The sequence below is a fragment of the Saccharothrix violaceirubra genome (assembly GCF_014203755.1).
Classification (GTDB): Bacteria; Actinomycetota; Actinomycetes; order Mycobacteriales; family Pseudonocardiaceae; genus Actinosynnema; species Actinosynnema violaceirubrum.
Genome location: NZ_JACHJS010000001.1, coordinates 4,351,183 through 4,368,808, shown reverse-complemented (window position 1 = coordinate 4,368,808; position 17,626 = coordinate 4,351,183). Strand labels below are relative to the sequence as shown.

The window sequence follows — 17,626 nt, the reverse complement described above, 5'->3', positions numbered from 1 at the left end:
GCGCGATGCCGGTGCCGTCCACGGGACGGCACCGGCATCAGTGCCAGTCGAGGTGGTCCAGCGCGCGGCAGGCCAGCACGGGGCCGCCGGTGTGGGACGAGAGCCGTTCGGCGTCGGCGAGGGCGAAGCGCTCCGGCCACGACGCGCCCAGCCGCAGGTACCCCTCCCCGGTGGGCAGGAGCAGCTGATAGGGCTGGAGCATGCCCTTGCCGCCCGCCGTTTCCCGTTGGGCCCACAGGCGGACCTGGTCGCCGGACCGGTAGAGCGCCAGCCGTTCCATGACCGTCAACGTCGTGTAGCCGGGCGGGATCGCGGCGTAGAGTTCGGCGGCTTCCGGACGCCGGTGGACGACGCGCGACGGCAGACCGCGTGCCCAGTACACCAGGCCCGACCGGTCCTCGGACGGGTCGAACGGGTCGTCGGCGCCGGTCGGCCAGTCCAGGCCGTGGTGCTTGCTCTTCACGGGCGGAGCGTACGAGTCGGTGTCGCCCGGCGCACGTGCGCGACAGCGTGCGACCCGTCGTCACGGCACGTCACCGGCAAAGTCCACTGTGGACCTACATTCCCGGCGACCTGGAATCTGCCCGTCCGGCTCGAACGCCACCAGTGGAACGCGGCATCCTGCGTGCCGAGCGCGACGGGGTCCGCGGCATGGTCCTGCTGTTCCGGGCCGACGACGCGTGCCACTACAGCCCGCGGGCGCTGCCCGAAGCCGTGACGGTCGGCAACTTGAAACGCGACGACCAGCGCTCCTCGTCCAGCGACTACGGCACCTGCCTGGACATCTGGGCGCCGGGCGAGAGCATCGTGTCGGCGTCGCACTCCGACGACAGCGGCTCGGCCACGATGACCGGCACGTGGAAGCTGCGCGTGCGGGACGCGGCGGCCAAGGACACCGGCATGATCGACAGCCGGTCCCTGATGCTGTAGACGCACGGGAACGGGGCGGCTCCACCCTGGGGGTGAGCCGTCCCGTGCCCTGGTCGCCCGGTGTTCCTCCCGTGGCCGGGATGGCACCCGGGTCCGGACTCCCCTGTGGACGGCCGGGGCGCGTGGTGGCCGCTGTCGGGCGCCCCGGACCGCCCGCTCAGGCGGAGATCAGCTCCCGCAACCTCGCCTCCTGCTCGGCGTTCAGGTTGGAGCGGATCAGCCGCGGCCGGTGCCCGTGTTCCCGCAGCACCGCCTGGACCTTCTCCACGACCGCGTCGCTCGACAGCAGGAACAGCGCGGACGTGCCGGGTGTGACCTCCTTGCGCACCTCCTTGATGAAGTCGTCGTCGATGCCCACGTCGCTCAACGACCCGGCCAGTGCGCCGGTCGCCGCCCCGATCGCGGCGCCCAGGAACGGCACCAGGAAGATCAGGCCGAACAGCACGCCCCAGAGGGTGCCGCCGAGCGCGCCCTTGCCGGTGAGGTTGTGCAGCTGCCTGGTCTTGGGCTTCTTGGCATCCGTCCGCCACGACACGGTCGCCGCGTCGTGCAGGGTGATGAGCTGTTGTGCCGCCAGACCTTCCAAGGTCGCGACGGTTTCGTCGGCCGCCGTCGTGTCGTCGAATTTCCAGACCGTCAGGGTCGCCATGCAGCCTCCGTTCGTTTGTCCCGACGCTAGGACGGGCGCCCGGCCGGCGACCTCATCCGCGCCGGGTGACCTTGTCGGCGCGGGGCAGGAGGGCGGCGGTGACCAGACCGCCCGCGGCGATCACGGCGAGGATCGTCAGCGCCAGGGCGTAGGACCGCTCCGGCGTCCGGGCCAGACCGGCGACCAGGATCGTGCCCGCGATCGCGGTGCCCAGCGACGAGCCCAGGTTCGAGACGCTGCGCGACAGGCCGGAGATCTCGCCCTGGAGGCGTTCCGGGAAGCTCGACTGCACGATGTTCACCGACGGCGTCAGCATCGCGCCCGTGCCCAGCCCGATGAGGAACAGGCCGGGCAGGCAGGCCCACGTCCCGGACGAGACGGCGGACAACGCCAGGAACAGTGCGATGCCGGTCGTCGTGGTGGCGAAGCCCGCCATCACGAGTACGCGTTGGCTGTGGTGCTTCGCCAGGCGTTCGGCGGCCAACGACGTCAGCAGCAGGCCGATCGTGGCGGCGGTGAGGACGAGACCGGTCTGGACGGCGTTGTGGCCGCGCACGACCTGGAGGTAGGTCGAGACGACCAGCGAGATCCCCATGAGCACGAGCCATTCCAGGTTCTGCGTGACCAGGCCGAGGTTGGCGGTGCGGTCGCGGAACAGCCGCGCCGACAGCAGTGGCTCGCGGCCCCGGCGTTCCCGGGCCCGCCCGGCGAGGAAGAACCACAGCAGGACCAGCGCCCCGGCCGCCAGGAAGACGAGCGTGAGCCGGATGTCGTCGTCGGCGAGCAGGATGCCGAGCACGACCAGGGACAGGCCGCCCGCCGACAGGATCGCGCCGCCGACGTCGAACGTCCGGGTCGGGTCGGCCGGGAGCGGGTCGCGCAGGTGCCGGCGGCCCAGCACGATGATCACCGCGACGACCAGGGCCTGGAACACGAACGCCGCCCGCCAGCCCAGCGTCGTCGCGATCAGGCCGCCGATCAGCGGGCCGGTGGCCGCGCCGATGCCGCCCATGGCGTTGACGGCGCCGAACGCGCGGGCCCGTGCGACCCCGTCGGTGAACAGCACCGTGGTCAGGATGTAGACCGGCGGGATCAGCAGGGCGGTGCCGATGCCCTCCAGGATCGAGTTGCCGATCACCAACACGGTCAGGTTCGGTGCCAACGCGCTCAACAGCGCGCCGACGCCGTAGACGGCCAGACCGAGGTTCAGACAGACCTTGCGCCCGTAGCGGTCGGTCAGTTTGCCGCCGGGGATCATCAACGCGGCCATGACCAGGAGGAAGATCGTGATCGCCGACTGGACGCCCTGGACCGTGGTGTCCAGGTCGCGGCTGATGTCGTCGATCATCACGGTCATGTTGGACCCGGCGAAGCTGCACACGAACTGGGCCAGTGCCAGCGGCACCAGGACTCCGCGCGCGACCATGCGGCACCCGCTTTCCGTTGGGAGGGACCACGTCAGGCTTCGCGGGTCACGGTCGGGGTGCCTCATCCGCGCCGTGTGAACGCCGCCGCGCGCACCCCTGCCGTGTGAATCCCGCTGTGTGAACGCCGAAGCCCCCTCCGGCCCGGTGGTCGGAGGGGGCTTCGGCGATCGGCGGGTCAGCAGTGCTTGGTCGTGAACTCGGCCCGCAGGCCGCCCCGGCTCGCCTCGGTCAGGACGAAGTTGGGCTTCTCGCGGTCCGCGGTGCCGATGTCGATCCGCAGTTCCGCGTTGATGTTGAGGTTGCGCGTCCCGCCGCAGGGCGAGTAGACGACGTCCGCCGGGTCGGGGCGGTAGGCGGTGCGCCACTCGTCGGTGAACGGACCCGGGAAGGAGCGGTTGATCGCCGTCGTCGTGGGTCCGCCCTGGAAGTAGAAGCTGACCCGGTTCAGCGCCGTGGCGCCGTCCTGGATGTGCGCGAAGCCGTCGTACGACGTGCGCGCCAGGCCATAGGTGTAGTCGTCGGGCAGGCTCACGCGCAGGCTCAGCTGGCAGTTGCGGCGGAACTCGACCGGGTTCGCGCCGCCGCCCGCCTGGGCGTAGAAAGCCTGGTACGAAACGCTGAACGTGCGGTCGGTCGTCGTGACCTCCGCGGTACCCGCCGGACAGCCCGAACCGTTGATCGACGCGACCTCGACGCGCAGTGGGGGAGCGTCGGGCACGTCCTGGGTCGGTACGAGGGCGGATAACGCCAGCAGAGCCGCCGTTGCCGTGGTCAGCATGGGGATACCTCTCTGTATCCGGGCGATGCGGCGGCAGCATCAGACGGTATCGGGCGCGGCCGTGGCCGGACTCCACCGGACGGACGATCGGTCGGGCGTTCCGTATTGCCGCGTCCACAGAGGACTCTCTTTGGCGGCCCCCTCTTCCTCCACTGTGGATCTTCCTCGCCAGGCCCCGCGAGTTGTGCGTTCGGACACCGCGAGTTGTGCGTTCAGGCACTACGAGTTGTGCGTTCGGACACCGCCGCCCCCCGGCCGCCCCCTCCGCGCGAATCTCGGCCCGTTCTTGTCGGTGTCCGCCGGTAGGGTGGGTGGGTCAGGGTGCCCTGCTGCTTTCGCACCCGCTTCTTCCGTGGGGGAATGTCATGACTGCTACAAGCGTGTCCGACGACGCCGCCGTCGCGGCGTCGGGAGCGCTCAAGCCCGGTGACCGGCTGGTCATCGGGGTGCTGCTGGTGGCCACGTTCGTGGTCGTGCTCAACGAGACGATCATGGTCGTGGCGCTGCCGGTGCTGCTCGGCGAACTCGGGGTGACCGCCTCCGTCGGGCAGTGGCTCACCGCCGGGTTCCTGCTGACCATGTCCGTGGTGATCCCGGTCACCGGGTACCTCATCCAGCGGCTGCCGACGCGGGGCCTGTTCGCCATCGCGATGTCGCTGTTCAGCGCGGGCACGCTGCTCGCCGCACTGGCACCGGGCTTCACCGTGCTGCTCGCCGCACGGGTGGTGCAGGCGTCCGGCACGGCGATCATGGTGCCGCTGCTGATGACCACCGTGATGACGCTCGTGCCGCCGGCCCGGCGCGGCGCGCTGATGGGGAACATCTCGATCGTCATCTCGGTCGCGCCCGCCATCGGCCCGACGCTGTCCGGCATGCTGCTCGACACCTTCGGGTGGCGGGCGACGTTCTGGGCGGTGCTGCCGATCGCGCTCGTGACGCTCGTGGTCGGCCTGCTGCGGATGACCGACGTCGGCGAGTCCACGGGCGCACCGGTCGACTTCGTGTCGGTCGTGCTGTCCGTGGTCGGGTTCGGCGGGTTGGTCTACGGGCTGTCGAACATCGGTCACACGGGCGACTCGGGTCCCGCCGTGCTGTGGGGTTCGCTGGGCGCGGGCGTGGCCGGTGTCGCGTTGTTCGTGTGGCGGCAGGTGTCGTTGCAACGGCATGAGCGGGCGTTGCTGGACCTGCGCACGTTCGGTTTCCGCATGTTCACGCTCGGCAGCTCGCTGATGATGGTCATGATGGGGTTGCTGCTCGGCACGGCCACCGTCCTGCCGCTCTACCTCCAGGACGTGCTCGGGTTCGAGCCGCTGACCACCGGTCTGCTGCTGTTGCCCGGCGGTCTGATCATGGGCCTGCTGGCGCCCTTCGTCGGCCGCCTGTACGACCGGGTCGGGCCGCGGGTCCTGGTGATCGTGGGCACCGTGGCCACGAGCGCCTCGCTGTGGGTGTCCACCACGTTCGGCAGCGCGACGCCCGCGTGGCTCGTGTTGGCCTTCCACGTCGTGCTCAGCCTCGGCCTGGCGTTCTCGCTGACGCCGCTGTTCTCGTCGGGTCTGGGCGCCCTGCCCGCCCGGCTGTACTCGCACGGCAGCGCGATCTTCGCGACGTCGCAGCAACTGGCCGGCGCGGCGGGTGTCGCACTGCTGGTGAGCGTGATGAGCGCGCGGGTGGCCGACCTGACCGCGTCGGGCGCGGGGAAGGCCGCGGCGGACACCGGGGGCGTGCGGGCGGCGTTCCTGCTCGCGGCCGTGCTGTCGTTGGCCGCGGTGGTCGGGGCGTTCCTGATCAAGCGCGGCAAGCAGGAGGACGTACCCGCGTAGGGCGTGCTTTCGGGGTCGGCGGTGTCCCGCGTTCGTCGAGCCTGGGCTGTGGCGCGCGGGCACGAGTCGACCGACGGGCGGTGGCCGCGTCGCTGCCGCCCGTCGCGGGTGCCGGACCGCCCCGGGCGGTGGTCCAGGCGCGCGTTCCCGACACACGGCGGGCACCGAATGGTGGCTCCGTGACGCACTCTCGGAGCGACCGCGCCGCGAAGGTCCGTCCGGCGCACGACGAGGAACGTGCGGCCGTTGTCGATCCGGCTGCGAGGTCGCCGGCCGCATCGTGTCCACCGGCCGGCACCCGGTATCCCCGTCGGGCGGCGGCGCTCCGTGCCCGCCCGGCTCCGGTCGTCACGGACCGGGGGTGTCCCTATGTGGTTGTCGAGCCGCGGCCGGGTTGAGGGTGTCGGTGGACGGACTTGTGCACTGTCAACACGTCTTGCCCTGCCCACGGCTGACTGACGTCAGTGCGTCCGTAATGGACTACCTCGGGGCCGATGATCGCGAGTTCGTGCCGACCTCGGAGTCGGTGTCTGTGTTGGAGATCGAGCCCAAGGCGTTCGGGCTGAGGATGGCCGAACTGGGCTGCCGCCCGACCCGCGAACGCGTCCCGGTCGCGACCGAGTCCGTCAGGTACGCGGATACATGGTCAGTGACATCAAGGCATCGGCAGTCCACTGAAGCGAGGGCCCGTCACATCGCGCGTGACGGGTCGACACCACTGCCCACCTGCTGAAATGCCCGCCGTGACGGGTGTGACGGATCGGCCGGAACCCGTCACACCCGTCACCGGACCACCTCGAACAGGTCGTCGAACTGCATCGGGGCCAGGGCGACGAGCGCGCCTCCGATGAACGCCCGGCCGGGTTGGAGTTCGCCGGCGCGGACCCGCGTGACCGTGGACCGGTTGACGTCCATGGCCTGCGAGAGCGCGTAGTCGGAGCGGTACCCGGCCAGCTTCGTGGCCTTGTCGAACGCGTTCAACTTGAGTCTGATCGTGTACGGCATGACGCCCCCTGTCGCAGCGGATCGGTCCGGAGCCTGAGACGTCGGGCCGCCTCGCGGTAGCGGTACTCCGAGTCCGGACGGCCGACCTCGACCATCAGATCCGCCAGGGCATCGAAGGCATCGACCATTCCGAGGTGGTCGTCACGGGACCTACGACGCGCCACCGTCTCCTCCCCGCAGTCGATGACCCGGTGCATCCGCCCCTGCGCCCGGTAGAGATCGGCCAGGGATCCCAACGCGGTCTCCACGGCCGCCGGGTCGTCGAGCCGCTTCAGTGCCGCGATCTCCCGGCGCTTCTCGACCACCGCGCGCCGAAGGTCCCCCACTGCCTCGGTCGACCGTGGGTCCGTCACACCACGGACAGACTGCCCGCCCGGTCGATCCCGTCCAGGGCTTCGGCGGCCTTGGCGACGAAGGCCCGCAAGGCCGACTCCGAGAAGACCAGGTCCAACTGCCGGCCGCTGAAGGAGACCTCGATGTCCGCACCGGACACCGTGAACTCCGGGTACGACTCCTTGCCGATCTTGATCCAGGTGTTCATGTCGATCGCGGAAGCGCTGTTCACCGTTGGTCCTCCTTCGGATTCGACCCGCCGCATCTTCGGCGTTGAAGTCAGCCTCTCAAGGCATAGGCGGCGAATGAATGACCTGCCAGTGCCATCGCACTGCCATAGGGGCCGCATGCTGATTGACGCTGATGCCGACTACATGGGTCCACCCGGTGGATCGGAGCATGCAACCGCTGTTCGGAGAGCGTTCATGAGTCAGACGGTTGGGCATGGGTGCCGGTCGCCTCGCTCGGCACCCTTGGGGCGAGACGGCCGTATGTAAACCATCCATTCGTATGGCTCTGTGCACGGCCGTTTCGTGCTGTCGGGACGGGTATCCGTCCCCCGTCCCAGCCGTCAAATGGGCGTCTTTGTGCTGGTCAAGGTCGTCGAGTGGGTGTCCCTCAAGGTGTCCCGGCAGGTATCGCGGAACGGCTGGATCGGGACAGGTTGGCGGCGAACCGCAGTCACCGCATGACACACTAAAATCAACGGTTTGCCAGCTCGGGATCAGCCGGGATGAGGGGTTGTCATGCGGGTGGCGCGGACGGTGCTTGAGCAGAGGATCTGGGACCGGCAACAGACCATGGAGGAGTTCGTCGACTACGTCGAGGTGTTCGCTCGGGAGTCCGGGGAGCCGGGCACGATCAGTCTCCGACACCTCCACCGACTGATTGCCGGCCGTAGATCATCCGGCCAACCACTGGGGCTGGTACGACCGGCGACTGCGCGGCTGTTGGAAAGAATTTTTCGCACCGGCATCCATGAGTTGTTGGCCGAACCCTCGGCTGAGCATTCCACGGGCAGCGCAGCCGAAGGGGTGGCTGTCGGCGGGCATCCGGGCTTGGCGGAAATGCTGGACTGGTTGGACGAGCGGGCAGAATGGCCGCTCGGGGAAAGCCGCAGGCGGGTTCACACGAAGCTCTCCACGTTCGAGGCCGGGGCGCTGGTCGACCGGCGTTCCCGGCGCGGCAGAGCGGGACGGGAGCAGATTGTTCGTGCGCTGCGCGGCTACTACCGGCGCGGCCTTGCCGGGTACGAGATGTACCAGGCGCGTTGCGGTAGCCGAGACGTGAGCACCAGCATCCTTACCCGTCCCGAGTGGCTTGGTCACCCGGTTCCGTTGACGCCGGAGAACGATCGGCTGGTGCTTGCCGGCCGTCGTGACGCCTCTCGCAAGGGGTTGAGCGAGGCGGTGGCAGCGGCGGCTGTGGCACGGCTTGCCGAGTGGGCGGCATTGGACGTGCGGGTGATGAACCTGCCGCTCTACCGGCTGCTGAGTCCGGACATCGGCTCGGCCATTGACGGCACCGTGGGCTTGGTGGAGTTCACCGAGTACGCGCTGACCGCGGACCCGCTCGAAGGTGAGTTGATCGACGCGGTCGCTCGTGGCGCCGGGACAGGCGCCCTGCCGCTTCGGGGCGAGTTCCTGCCGTCTCTCGATGCCGTGGTCGATTTGCCGGGGCGGGTGTGTGCGGGCGGAGTGCTCGCGCTGTGTGCGATCGCTCGACCACGTGATCCCTACCGTGGTGGGCCGGACTTTGCCCTGTTGGTGCAGGAACGGTCGGGCCACGTTCTCAACGCGACCGGGCGGCTTGCCGTGGTGCCGAAGGGGTTCCACCAGCCGTTGACCGATGTGCGGGCAGACGCCCATGTCGGGGCGACGCTGCTTCGGGAGCTGGAAGAGGAGCTGTTCGGACGCAGCGAGGTGGACACGGTGGTGGGTGACGGGCGCGCGGCGTTGCCGATGCACCCCGACCGGTTGTCGGCGCCGATGCGCTGGCTCGCGGAGGAACCTGACCGGTTGCGGATGGAGTGCACCGGGTTCGGGTTCAACCTGGTGAGCGGGAATTACGAGTTCGCCAGTCTGGTCGTCATCGAGGACGAGGAGTTTTGGCCGCGTTTCGGCGGGATGGTCGAGGCCAATTGGGAAGCGTCCGGCTTGCGCTTGTATTCGAGCCTTGACGACGAATCGCTCGCCGATCTTGTGACGCACGAGTCCTGGAGCAACGAAGGGCTGTTCGCGTTGCTCCAGGGACTTCGGCGGTTGTCCGAGATCGGCGGCTCACGGGTGCGGCTGCCGACCTTCGAGCTGTCAGCCCTGTGAAGGCCAGCGGACCGTCATGACGGTCGACTCGGCGAGCGCTTCCCACGAGTGGTCGATGCCCGCGCCCCACATGACGTAGTCGCCGGGGCGGCTCATGGTCGTGTTGCCTTCGGTGGTGTCCACCCGGAAGTTGCCCTGTACCAGCAGGACCAGCGTCGTGCGCTGGTCGTCCGAGGTCCACTCGACGCGCTTGTCGCCGGCCGGGTGGGTGAACCACTTGACCTCGACGTCCTGTTGGGACCGCACACCCTCGGACGGGTCGATGAAGTGGCCGACCAGCCAGCCGCGAGTCTCGGTGGTGTCCTCGGCGGCGTTTCCGGCTTGCCAGTTGGCGGTCACTCTGTCTCCCACTCGATTGTTGGCAGGTTTACCCGGCTCCCGCCGATATCACGCAATCGGCGGAGACCTTGGAGGAGCGCGAACAGTCCTTCGTTGCTCCACGCTACATCGTTCACCAGCGCCTCGACCTGCTCGGCGTCGAGACTGGAGAACTGCCGGAGGTTCGACGCCTCCCAGTTCACCCGGACCTCTCCGTCGAACCGCGTCCAGAATTCCTCGTCCTCGATGACGATCAAGCCGGCGAACTCGAAGTTGCCGCTGACAAGGTTCAGCGCGCTTCCGTTCCGGCTTCGAAACACCTTCGGCGGTGTTCGAAGAGACGGTGTGAGCGCCGGCCCGTAGCCGTCGCGAACGAGTCGTGCTCACCGCCCGGGTCTGGCGCGACCGCCGTCGGCTGCCGAGCCGTGATCGGCCTGGCCACTCCGCTCATCCGGCTTCGCGGACCCGCTCGGGGACGTCGACCTTGTTACAAGCCGAAGACCTCCCGGGGCGCCCAACACCCCGGGAGGTCTTCGTGTTCCGACATGACGCCAGGTGAGGCGTCCCGGCATCCTCAGTCGGTGCCGGACTCCAGGGCCGCGCGGTCCAGGAGTTCGGTGTCGGGGGCCTCGCCCCGCGACGCGATGGCCTCGGCGCCGCCGTCGGGCATGGTGCCGATCAGCTTCGTCGGCTCGGCGGTGTTGATCAGCGTCGACTGGCGGCTGCCGACCAGGCCCAGGCCCGCGTACTGCTCCAGCTTGGCGCGCGAGTCCGCGATGTCCAGGTTGCGCATCGTGAGCTGGCCGATCCGGTCGACCGGCCCGAACGCCGAGTCCTCGGTGCGCTCCATGGACAGCTTGTCCGGGTGGTAGCTGAACGCCGGACCGGTGGTGTTCATGATCGAGTAGTCGTCGCCGCGCCGCAGCCGCAGCGTCACCTCGCCGGTGACCGCCGTGCCCACCCAGCGCTGCAACGACTCGCGCAGCATCAGCGACTGCGGGTCGAGCCACCGGCCCTCGTACAGCAGCCGGCCGAGCTTGCGGCCCTCGTTGTGGTACGCGGCGATCGTGTCCTCGTTGTGGATCGCGTTGACCAGCCGCTCGTAGGCGATGTGCAGCAGCGCCAGGCCCGGCGCCTCGTAGATGCCGCGGCTCTTGGCCTCGATGACCCGGTTCTCGATCTGGTCCGACATGCCCAGGCCGTGCCGTCCGCCGATGGCGTTGGCCGCCAGCACCAGGTCGACGGCGGTCTCGAACGACCGGCCGTCGATCGACACCGGGCGGCCCTGCTCGAACGCGATCGTCACGTCCTCGGCGGCGATCTCCACCGCCGGATCCCAGAACCGGACGCCCATGATCGGCTCGACGATCTCGATACCGGTGTCCAGGTGCTCCAGCGACTTGGCCTCGTGGGTCGCGCCCCAGATGTTCGCGTCCGTCGAGTACGCCTTCTCCGTGCTCGCCCGGTACGGCAGGTCACGGGCCAGCAGCCACTCGGACATCTCCTTGCGGCCACCCAGCTCGCCGACGAAGTCCGCGTCGAGCCACGGCTTGTAGATCCGCAGCGACGGGTTGGCCAACAGGCCGTAGCGGTAGAACCGCTCGATGTCGTTGCCCTTGTAGGTGGAGCCGTCGCCCCAGATCTGCACGTTGTCGTCGAGCATGGCGCGCACCAGCAGCGTGCCGGTCACGGCCCGGCCCAGCGGCGTGGTGTTGAAGTACGCGCGACCACCCGAACGGATGTGGAACGCGCCGCACGCCAACGCGGCGAGGCCCTCCTCGACCAGCGCGGCCCGGCAGTCGACCAGGCGGGCCAGTTCGGCGCCGTACGCGGTGGCGCGGCCGGGCACGGAGCCGATGTCGGGCTCGTCGTACTGGCCGATGTCCGCCGTGTACGTGCAGGGCACCGCGCCCTTCTCGCGCATCCACGCTACGGCGACCGACGTGTCGAGACCGCCGGAGAAGGCGATGCCGACGCGCTCGCCGGCGGGGAGGGAAGTGAGCACTTTGGACACGCTCGGAAGTATGCACGACGATGAATGGTCATGCACAGCCGGGGGGACCGGAGACCCCCGGATCAGCTTTCGCCGGCGAGCAGGAGCGCCTCGATGACGTCGGCCACGGCCGCGTGGGCGGCGGCGTTGGGTCGGACCAGGGACCACCGGCCCACGCTGTCCGCGATGCCCTCGACCCACCGGCGACTTTCGGGCTGACACACGTCGTGACCCTCGGTGATCGCCTGCACGTCGACGTACAGCGAACCGTTGAGCGCGGCCTGGTCGGCGATGAGCTGGTTGAGCCGCTGCAACACGTCGGTGCGCAGCCAGGCCAGGTCGGGGTAGGTCACGGTGGCGAAGTCGCGGATGCCCTCCGGGGTCAGGCCGTGGTCGCACCCGCGCGGGTCGAGCGGGATGATCGCCGGGTAGCCGACCGCGATCACGGTCGCGGTGGGCGCCATCGCGCGGATCGTCCGCAGCATCTCGCCGTACTCCTCGCCGAGCGCGGACAGCCGGTCGTCGACCGTCGGCACCCCGTCCCACCCCGTGGTGAAGTGCTGGGAGCACGGGGCGTCCTCGTTCGGGGCGGCCCACTGCCCGATCACCACGCACGCGTACATGAACTCGATGAAGCCCAGCGTGTTGCCGCCGACGCCGACCGTGACCAGGTCGACGTCCTCGGTCACCGCCTCGATCTGCGGCGGGACCGCGCCGAACGGGTGGTCGGGGTCGAACACCCCGAAGAACGGCAGGTTGCGCCCCTGGGGCTCCTGCCACTCGGACATGACGTTCGCGACGGTCGCGCCGGCGCAGCTCACGTTGACCAGTTCGAACCGGTCCGCGAACCGGGGGCGCAGGACCTCCGGGTACGAGCCCGCGGTCCGGCCGCACCCGTCGCGCCCGGTGCCCTCGATCACCTCCGGACCCGTGGCGTCGATGAGGCCGGCGGTGTAGGCGTCGCCCAGGGCCACCCACTTGAAGTCCGCCCGCGGTGCGGCGGTCGCCGGGGTCGCGAGTGTCGCCGCCACCATCGGGAGTGCCGCGATCAGCGTGCCGATCCGTGTCCGAACACGCATCGTCCGCTCCTTTCGGGAGTCTGCTGTGTGCGGGCGCAGTGTCACCCGCGCGGACCCGTCGAGAGGCGGTCAACCAGCGCTTTTACCTCTTCCGGTCGGGAAGTTCACGCTTCTCGCGCCGACCGCCCGCCGGGTGGTCCCCGGCGGGCGGTCACGCGTCGGGATCAGGGCGGCGGTGCGTAGGTGCGGAAGTAGTAGCCGTCCCGGTGGGTGCCGGGCTCGTCCACGTACCCGCAGCCGCCCGCGGACCAGCCGGCCTCCAGATAGCCCAGCAGAGCCTCCCGGCAGGCCTCCCGCGAGGGGAAGGGGCCGACGAGGCCGTACGAGGCCGACGCCGTCCCGGTCGACAGGAGCAACAGCAACAACGCTCCCACTAACACTCCTGGTGATCGCATGGGCCAACGATGGCGGCGCGGGCGTCGTCGCACAATCCGGCGTTCACCGCACCCGGTCCGGGCTGCTCGGAGCACCGCGCGGGCGGGCCGTTCGGCGGTCGGACTGGTCCCTGGATGTCCACAGTGGACATGAACGGTCTCCGGTATTTCGCTGGCCACGACGGGGCCGAACGGTCATGCTCACGTGCGGAAAACGGAGGAGAGTCGTGGAGCGGATCGACAAGCGCCTGGTGAACTGGGCGTCCATTTTGGACGAGGGTGCGCGGGACCAGGCCCGGAAGACGGCGACCCTGCCGTTCGTGTACCCGCACGTCGCCCTGATGCCCGACGCGCACCTGGGCAAGGGTGCCACGGTCGGCAGCGTCATCCCCACCAGCGGTGCGATCATCCCGGCCGCGGTCGGGGTCGACATCGGGTGCGGCATGATCGCCGTGCGGACCGGGTTCACCGCCGAGGACTTCCGAGGTCGCCCGTTGGGCGCCCTGCGCGAGGCGATCGAGGCGGCCGTGCCGGTGTCGGCGGGCGTGTACAACACGGAGCTGACGGAGACCGCGGCCGAGCGGGTCGCCGGACTGGCGGCCGACGCCGAGCGCGCCGGGTTCGACCCGGCCGACTTCGGCGGCAACTGGCGGCTCCAGCTCGGCACCCTGGGCAGCGGCAACCACTTCATCGAGGTCACGCTCGACGAACTCGACCGGGTGTGGCTGTTCCTGCACTCGGGGTCGCGTGGCGTCGGCAACCGGATCGCGCAGAAGTACATCCGGATCGCCCGTGAGCAGTGCGAGCGGCGCTGGATCCCGCTGCCCGACCCGGACCTGGCGTACCTGGTCGAGGGCGAGCCCGAGTTCTGGGACTACATCAAGCGCATGCGGTGGGCACAGCGGTTCGCGTGGCTCAACCGCGAGGAGATGATGGACCGGGTCGTGGCGTGCGTCGCCGACTGGACCGGCCGCGAGGTCGACCGGTTCGAGACGGTGAACTGCCACCACAACTACACCGAGCAGGAGACCCACTTCGGCAAGAAGGTGTGGGTGTCCCGCAAGGGCGCGATCAACGCGGAGAAGGGCCGCGTCGGTCTCGTGCCGGGCTCCATGGGCACGGCGTCGTACGTGGTGGCGGGCAAGGGCAACCCGGTGTCGCTGAACTCCTCGCCGCACGGCGCCGGGCGCGGCTACTCGCGCACGGCCGCGCGGAAGGCGTTCACCCAGGACGACCTGCGCGCCGCGATGGTCGGCATCGAGTACCGCGACACCGACGCGTTCGTGGACGAGATCCCGGCCGCGTACAAGGACATCGACGTGGTCATGCGGGACGCCGCCGACCTCGTGGAGATCCGGCACACGCTCCGGCAGATCGTCAACGTGAAGGGCGACTGAACGACCCGGTGCGCTGTGGCCCGTCCATGACGCACCGGGTCTACTCGCGTGCGAGGTGCTCGCGCAGGCGTTCGTGGCGGAACTGGTGCACGGCGCCCGCCCGGCGCAGGACGCCGCGTCCGTACGCGTCGTCGAGGAACGCGATCGGTGTCCACGGCAGGCGGCCGGTGAGCGGGAGCCAGAGTCGGCCGAACACCAGCCAGCGACCCCACGCGGTGAGCGTGAGCGCGTAGCCGATACCGCCGGCCAGTCCGCTGATCAGACCGGATCGCACGTCCGAGAACTCCTCGGCGACCGGCAGCCGGTACAGGTACACGACGATCAACCGGAAACCGAGCATGACCAGCAGCCCGAACAGCGGTCCGATGGTCAGCAGCGGGACCAGCACGTTGGCGCGGCTGGTGCGCAGCAGGTCGGTCGGCGTGACCGCGGTGGCCACGTCCAGCGGCGACTCCGACCAGGTGAGCAGGCCGTAGCAGATCCCGACCGCCGGGCCGAACACGAGCGCCGAGGCGCACGCCGTGTCCAGCCCGATGCGCAGTCCGTCGGGCACGCCGAGGACCCACCGTTCGAGCACGCCGAACGACATGCCGTCGACGAGCCCGAACAGCGCGCCGATCCCGACGCCGAGCACGGCCCGCGACAGCGCGAGCCGGCCCGGTCCGCGGCCACACCCGCCGAACCTGGTGCGGGCGGGCTCCACCCGGTCGGCCCGGACCGCCGCCACGGCCGCGAACGCCATGCCGACGAGCAGTCCGTTGACCGCGCCGTTGACCAGTCCGCTGCCGATGCCCGGTTCGGCCTCCCCGTTCGCGACGAGCCCGTACAGGACCAGGTCCACCAGTGCCATCACCAGCCCGGTCGTCGCCGCCACCACCAAGCCGACGATCACCGCCCGGCACGCCCGGCTCAGGCACGCCTCGGCCTCCCACCACGCGAGGTCGCGCCGGCCGCGCCCGGCGAGGTGGCGCAACCAGTGCCGGACCCGGTCGAGGTCGCGTCCGCTGCGCCGGTAGACGGCGGGCAGGAACTCGTCGAGCAGGTGGTCCTCCACGGCCTGGGTGGTGTCGAACGCGAGCAGCGCGGCCGGGTCCCGGTCCGGCGTGTCGCTGTACGCGGCACGGGCCAGGCCGACCATGAGCGGCGTGGTCAGCACGCGGGCGAGCGGTGCGTCCGGGTCGCGGCGCACCGCGTCGAGCACCGGGTCCCACGCGGTCGAGGACTGCCCGGTACGCCGCGTGGTGCGCGGCAGGTAGTCGTCGAGGTCGGTGGGTTCGAGGTCGGCGAGTTCGACGGCCGCCGCGCAGGTCAGCACGTCGCCGTCGGTCACGGCGCGGGAGTACTCGGCGTGCCGGCCGGTCAGCACGAGCGGACCGGTGGTGTCGTTGAGCGCCTCCAGCGCGGCCCGGTGCAGACCGGGCGCGATCTCGTCGAACCCGTCGAGCACCGGCAGCACGCGTCCCGCCTCGACGAGCGCGTCCGCCAGCGTCCGCCCGAACGGTCCGGCCGCCGCCAGGCCGGGGTGGTCGCGCACCAGCCGCCGGGCCAGCCACTCGTGCAGCGGGGTCGTGGTCGGGTTCCACGAGCCCAGGCCCACCAGCACCGGCACCGGCTCGTCGGCCGTGCGGGCGTCGAGCAGGTCGAGCACGAGCCGCAGGGCGACGACGGTCTTGCCCGACCCCGCCCGGCCGAGCACGACCAGGCGGCCGGAGGGGATGCGGCGGTACGCGTCGACGACCCGGTCCAGCCGGTCGGCGAGCGCGAGCGGTCCGGCCCGGACGCCGTGCGGCTTGTGGCGGATGTTGGCCCAGTGATCGGTCAGTTCGTCGTCGGCGACCCGCCACCGCACCGGCAGCGGGAACGGGTCGCGGACCCGGCGCTGCTCCTCCTCGCGGCGCCACCGCGTGCGGACCGCGTGGGCGAGCCGGTCGGCGGTGTCGGCGAGGATGTCGTCGGGGGTGCGCGGTGCGTTCACGGTGTTCTGCACGACGGTCCCGGCCTGTACGAGCTGGCCGTTGACCACGCCGTCCACCCGGTTGACCGTCGACCGCTTCACGCCTACCGAGCGTAGGCGCTCTTGCGCCGGCCGTAGGTCACCCGAACGTGGCTTTCGTTAGTTTGGTCCGGTGAACAGCACGATCCGGGTGTTCCTCAGCTACGCGCGTGCCGACGACGCGGTCCTCGACTTCATCGACCCGTTCGTGGCGTCGTTGGCGCACGTGGCGTTCGCCGACCGGGGACGCCGGGTCGAGGTGTTCGTCGACCGCGCCGACCTCGGGTGGGGTCGGGACTGGCAGCGGGGCATCGGGGAGGCCATCGAGCGGGCCACGGTGTTCCTGCCGGTCGTGACGCGGCAGTACTTCGACCGGCCGCCGTGCCGCGAGGAGCTGCTGACGTTCCACGCCGAGGCGCGGCGGCGCGGGGTGGAGGGCCTGATGCTGCCGGTGGTCGTGCTCGGTCACTCGTACGTGTCGGAGGACAGCGAGGACGTGGTCGCCCGGCTCATCGCCGCCCGCCAGTTCCGGGACGTGCGGGACGCGTGGGCGGACGGGGTCGGGTCGGCGGCGTGGCGGCGGACCCTGCTGCGGCTGGCCGGCGACCTCGTCGACGCGGTGGAGGCGGCGGAACGGGCGTTGGCCGCGCGTCCCGGCCCGGTTCCGGAGCCGGCCGACGACCTGCTGACCGAGGACCTGCTGACCGAGGACCTGCTGACCGGGACCGTCGAGCTGATGCGGATGCTCACGGAGGAGATCCCCGGGCTCCTGGAGTCGTTGCGGCCCGACATCGCCCGGTTCGGCCGGGCCGAGGGGGAGGTGGCCGGGCTGGGCGTGTTGCCCGCGGCCTCGGTCCGGGTGCGGCGGTTGGAGATCGCCGAAGACCTGAGACCCGCGGCGGCGCGCTTCGAGGAGCGGGCGCGGCTGTTCGAGGCGTGGGCGGCGCGAGCGGTCGTGGTGATGCGACGCCAGGGCCTCGGGACGACGTCGATCCCCGCGCGGGACGAGGGTGCGCTGGCCGGGACCCTCCTGGTCCGGGTCCGGCGACTCGAACAGGACAGCCCGGTGATCGGGGAGGCGGTGCGGGGGTTCCGGGTCGGGGCGACGGCGTTGGTGGCCGCGTTCGAGTCCCTGGATCTCCTGCGCTGACGACGGGAACCCGCCGCCCCGGAGGGCGACGGGCTCCCGGTGCCCTGGTCGTGCGG

The 17,626-nt window shown here is 70.5% G+C and carries 18 protein-coding genes; 5 read left to right on the top strand and 13 right to left on the bottom strand.

Going from position 1 to position 17,626, the window contains the following annotated elements; genetic code table 11:
• Positions 1-37: 37 nt before the first annotated feature.
• On the bottom strand, positions 38-463 hold the full coding sequence (locus F4559_RS20100; protein WP_184670909.1) for a hypothetical protein: 426 nt from the start codon (positions 461-463) through the stop codon (positions 38-40).
• A gap of 143 nt (positions 464-606) precedes the next feature.
• On the opposite strand from F4559_RS20100, the gene F4559_RS20095 reads away from it, so the two are divergent.
• Entirely contained in the window at positions 607-930 is a 324-nt protein-coding gene (locus tag F4559_RS20095; RefSeq protein ID WP_184670907.1) for a S8/S53 family peptidase, read from the top strand.
• A gap of 157 nt (positions 931-1,087) precedes the next feature.
• Here F4559_RS20095 and F4559_RS20090 read toward each other — a convergent pair whose 3' ends face one another.
• From F4559_RS20090 to F4559_RS20080, 3 genes are all read right to left on the bottom strand, one after another.
• On the bottom strand, positions 1,088-1,579 hold the full coding sequence (locus tag F4559_RS20090) for a DUF1269 domain-containing protein (RefSeq protein ID WP_184670905.1): 492 nt from the start codon (positions 1,577-1,579) through the stop codon (positions 1,088-1,090).
• A 52-nt stretch (positions 1,580-1,631) separates the two neighbouring features.
• The gene (locus F4559_RS20085; protein WP_184670904.1) at positions 1,632-3,005 is read right to left on the bottom strand and encodes an MFS transporter; all 1,374 of its coding nucleotides are present in this window, start codon (positions 3,003-3,005) and stop codon (positions 1,632-1,634) included.
• A 176-nt stretch (positions 3,006-3,181) separates the two neighbouring features.
• Positions 3,182-3,784, bottom strand: a complete 603-nt coding sequence (locus F4559_RS20080) for a DUF4360 domain-containing protein (RefSeq protein WP_184670902.1) — start codon at positions 3,782-3,784, stop codon at positions 3,182-3,184.
• 365 nt (positions 3,785-4,149) lie between these two features.
• Between F4559_RS20080 and F4559_RS20075 the strand changes: the two genes are divergently transcribed.
• Complete coding sequence (locus F4559_RS20075; protein WP_184670900.1) at positions 4,150-5,607, top strand: DHA2 family efflux MFS transporter permease subunit; 1,458 nt, start codon at positions 4,150-4,152, stop codon at positions 5,605-5,607.
• Between the two features lie 783 nt (positions 5,608-6,390).
• Here the strand turns inward: F4559_RS20075 and F4559_RS20070 are convergent.
• Genes F4559_RS20070 through F4559_RS20060 form a run of 3 tightly spaced genes read right to left on the bottom strand, consistent with a single transcriptional unit; the run spans position 6,391 to position 7,177 of the window.
• Positions 6,391-6,588 carry a transcriptional regulator gene (locus F4559_RS20070; RefSeq protein ID WP_312865730.1) on the bottom strand — a complete coding sequence of 66 codons (198 nt, stop codon included), beginning with the start codon at positions 6,586-6,588 and terminating at the stop codon, positions 6,391-6,393.
• Positions 6,585-6,938: a hypothetical protein gene (locus tag F4559_RS20065; RefSeq protein ID WP_184670896.1), complete on the bottom strand. Its 354-nt coding sequence runs from the start codon at positions 6,936-6,938 to the stop codon at positions 6,585-6,587. The genes F4559_RS20070 and F4559_RS20065 overlap by 4 nt, the downstream gene beginning before the upstream one ends.
• Positions 6,939-6,961: 23 nt before the next feature.
• Complete coding sequence (locus tag F4559_RS20060) at positions 6,962-7,177, bottom strand: hypothetical protein (RefSeq protein ID WP_184670894.1); 216 nt, start codon at positions 7,175-7,177, stop codon at positions 6,962-6,964.
• A 514-nt stretch (positions 7,178-7,691) separates the two neighbouring features.
• Between F4559_RS20060 and F4559_RS20055 the strand changes: the two genes are divergently transcribed.
• Positions 7,692-9,266 carry a transcriptional regulator gene (locus tag F4559_RS20055; RefSeq protein ID WP_184670892.1) on the top strand — a complete coding sequence of 525 codons (1,575 nt, stop codon included), beginning with the start codon at positions 7,692-7,694 and terminating at the stop codon, positions 9,264-9,266.
• Here F4559_RS20055 and F4559_RS20050 read toward each other — a convergent pair.
• The 5 genes from F4559_RS20050 to F4559_RS20030 form a co-directional block, all read right to left on the bottom strand.
• Positions 9,255-9,605 (bottom strand): signal peptidase I, encoded by a 351-nt coding sequence (locus tag F4559_RS20050; RefSeq protein WP_184670890.1) that lies wholly within the window; start codon positions 9,603-9,605, stop codon positions 9,255-9,257. The two genes, F4559_RS20055 and F4559_RS20050, sit on opposite strands and share 12 nt — an antisense overlap.
• The gene (locus F4559_RS20045) at positions 9,602-9,841 is read right to left on the bottom strand and encodes a hypothetical protein (RefSeq protein WP_376774647.1); all 240 of its coding nucleotides are present in this window, start codon (positions 9,839-9,841) and stop codon (positions 9,602-9,604) included. Before F4559_RS20045 ends, F4559_RS20050 begins: the two co-directional genes overlap by 4 nt.
• 317 nt (positions 9,842-10,158) lie before the next feature.
• Positions 10,159-11,598, bottom strand: coding sequence for an argininosuccinate synthase (gene argG / locus F4559_RS20040; protein ID WP_184670887.1), 1,440 nt, complete (start codon positions 11,596-11,598; stop codon positions 10,159-10,161).
• Positions 11,599-11,660: 62 nt separating this feature from the next.
• Complete coding sequence (locus F4559_RS20035) at positions 11,661-12,656, bottom strand: SGNH/GDSL hydrolase family protein (RefSeq protein ID WP_184670885.1); 996 nt, start codon at positions 12,654-12,656, stop codon at positions 11,661-11,663.
• Positions 12,657-12,820: 164 nt separating this feature from the next.
• Positions 12,821-13,030, bottom strand: coding sequence for a hypothetical protein (locus F4559_RS20030; protein WP_184670883.1), 210 nt, complete (start codon positions 13,028-13,030; stop codon positions 12,821-12,823).
• Positions 13,031-13,257: 227 nt separating this feature from the next.
• Between F4559_RS20030 and F4559_RS20025 the strand changes: the two genes are divergently transcribed.
• Positions 13,258-14,427 (top strand): RtcB family protein, encoded by a 1,170-nt coding sequence (locus F4559_RS20025; protein ID WP_184670881.1) that lies wholly within the window; start codon positions 13,258-13,260, stop codon positions 14,425-14,427.
• A gap of 40 nt (positions 14,428-14,467) precedes the next feature.
• On the opposite strand, the gene F4559_RS20020 is transcribed toward F4559_RS20025, so the two are convergent.
• Positions 14,468-16,483: an NACHT domain-containing protein gene (locus F4559_RS20020; RefSeq protein WP_221447299.1), complete on the bottom strand. Its 2,016-nt coding sequence runs from the start codon at positions 16,481-16,483 to the stop codon at positions 14,468-14,470.
• Positions 16,484-16,553: 70 nt separating this feature from the next.
• On the opposite strand from F4559_RS20020, the gene F4559_RS20015 reads away from it, so the two are divergent.
• Positions 16,554-17,570: a toll/interleukin-1 receptor domain-containing protein gene (locus F4559_RS20015; protein WP_184670879.1), complete on the top strand. Its 1,017-nt coding sequence runs from the start codon at positions 16,554-16,556 to the stop codon at positions 17,568-17,570.
• Positions 17,571-17,626 lie beyond the last annotated feature (56 nt).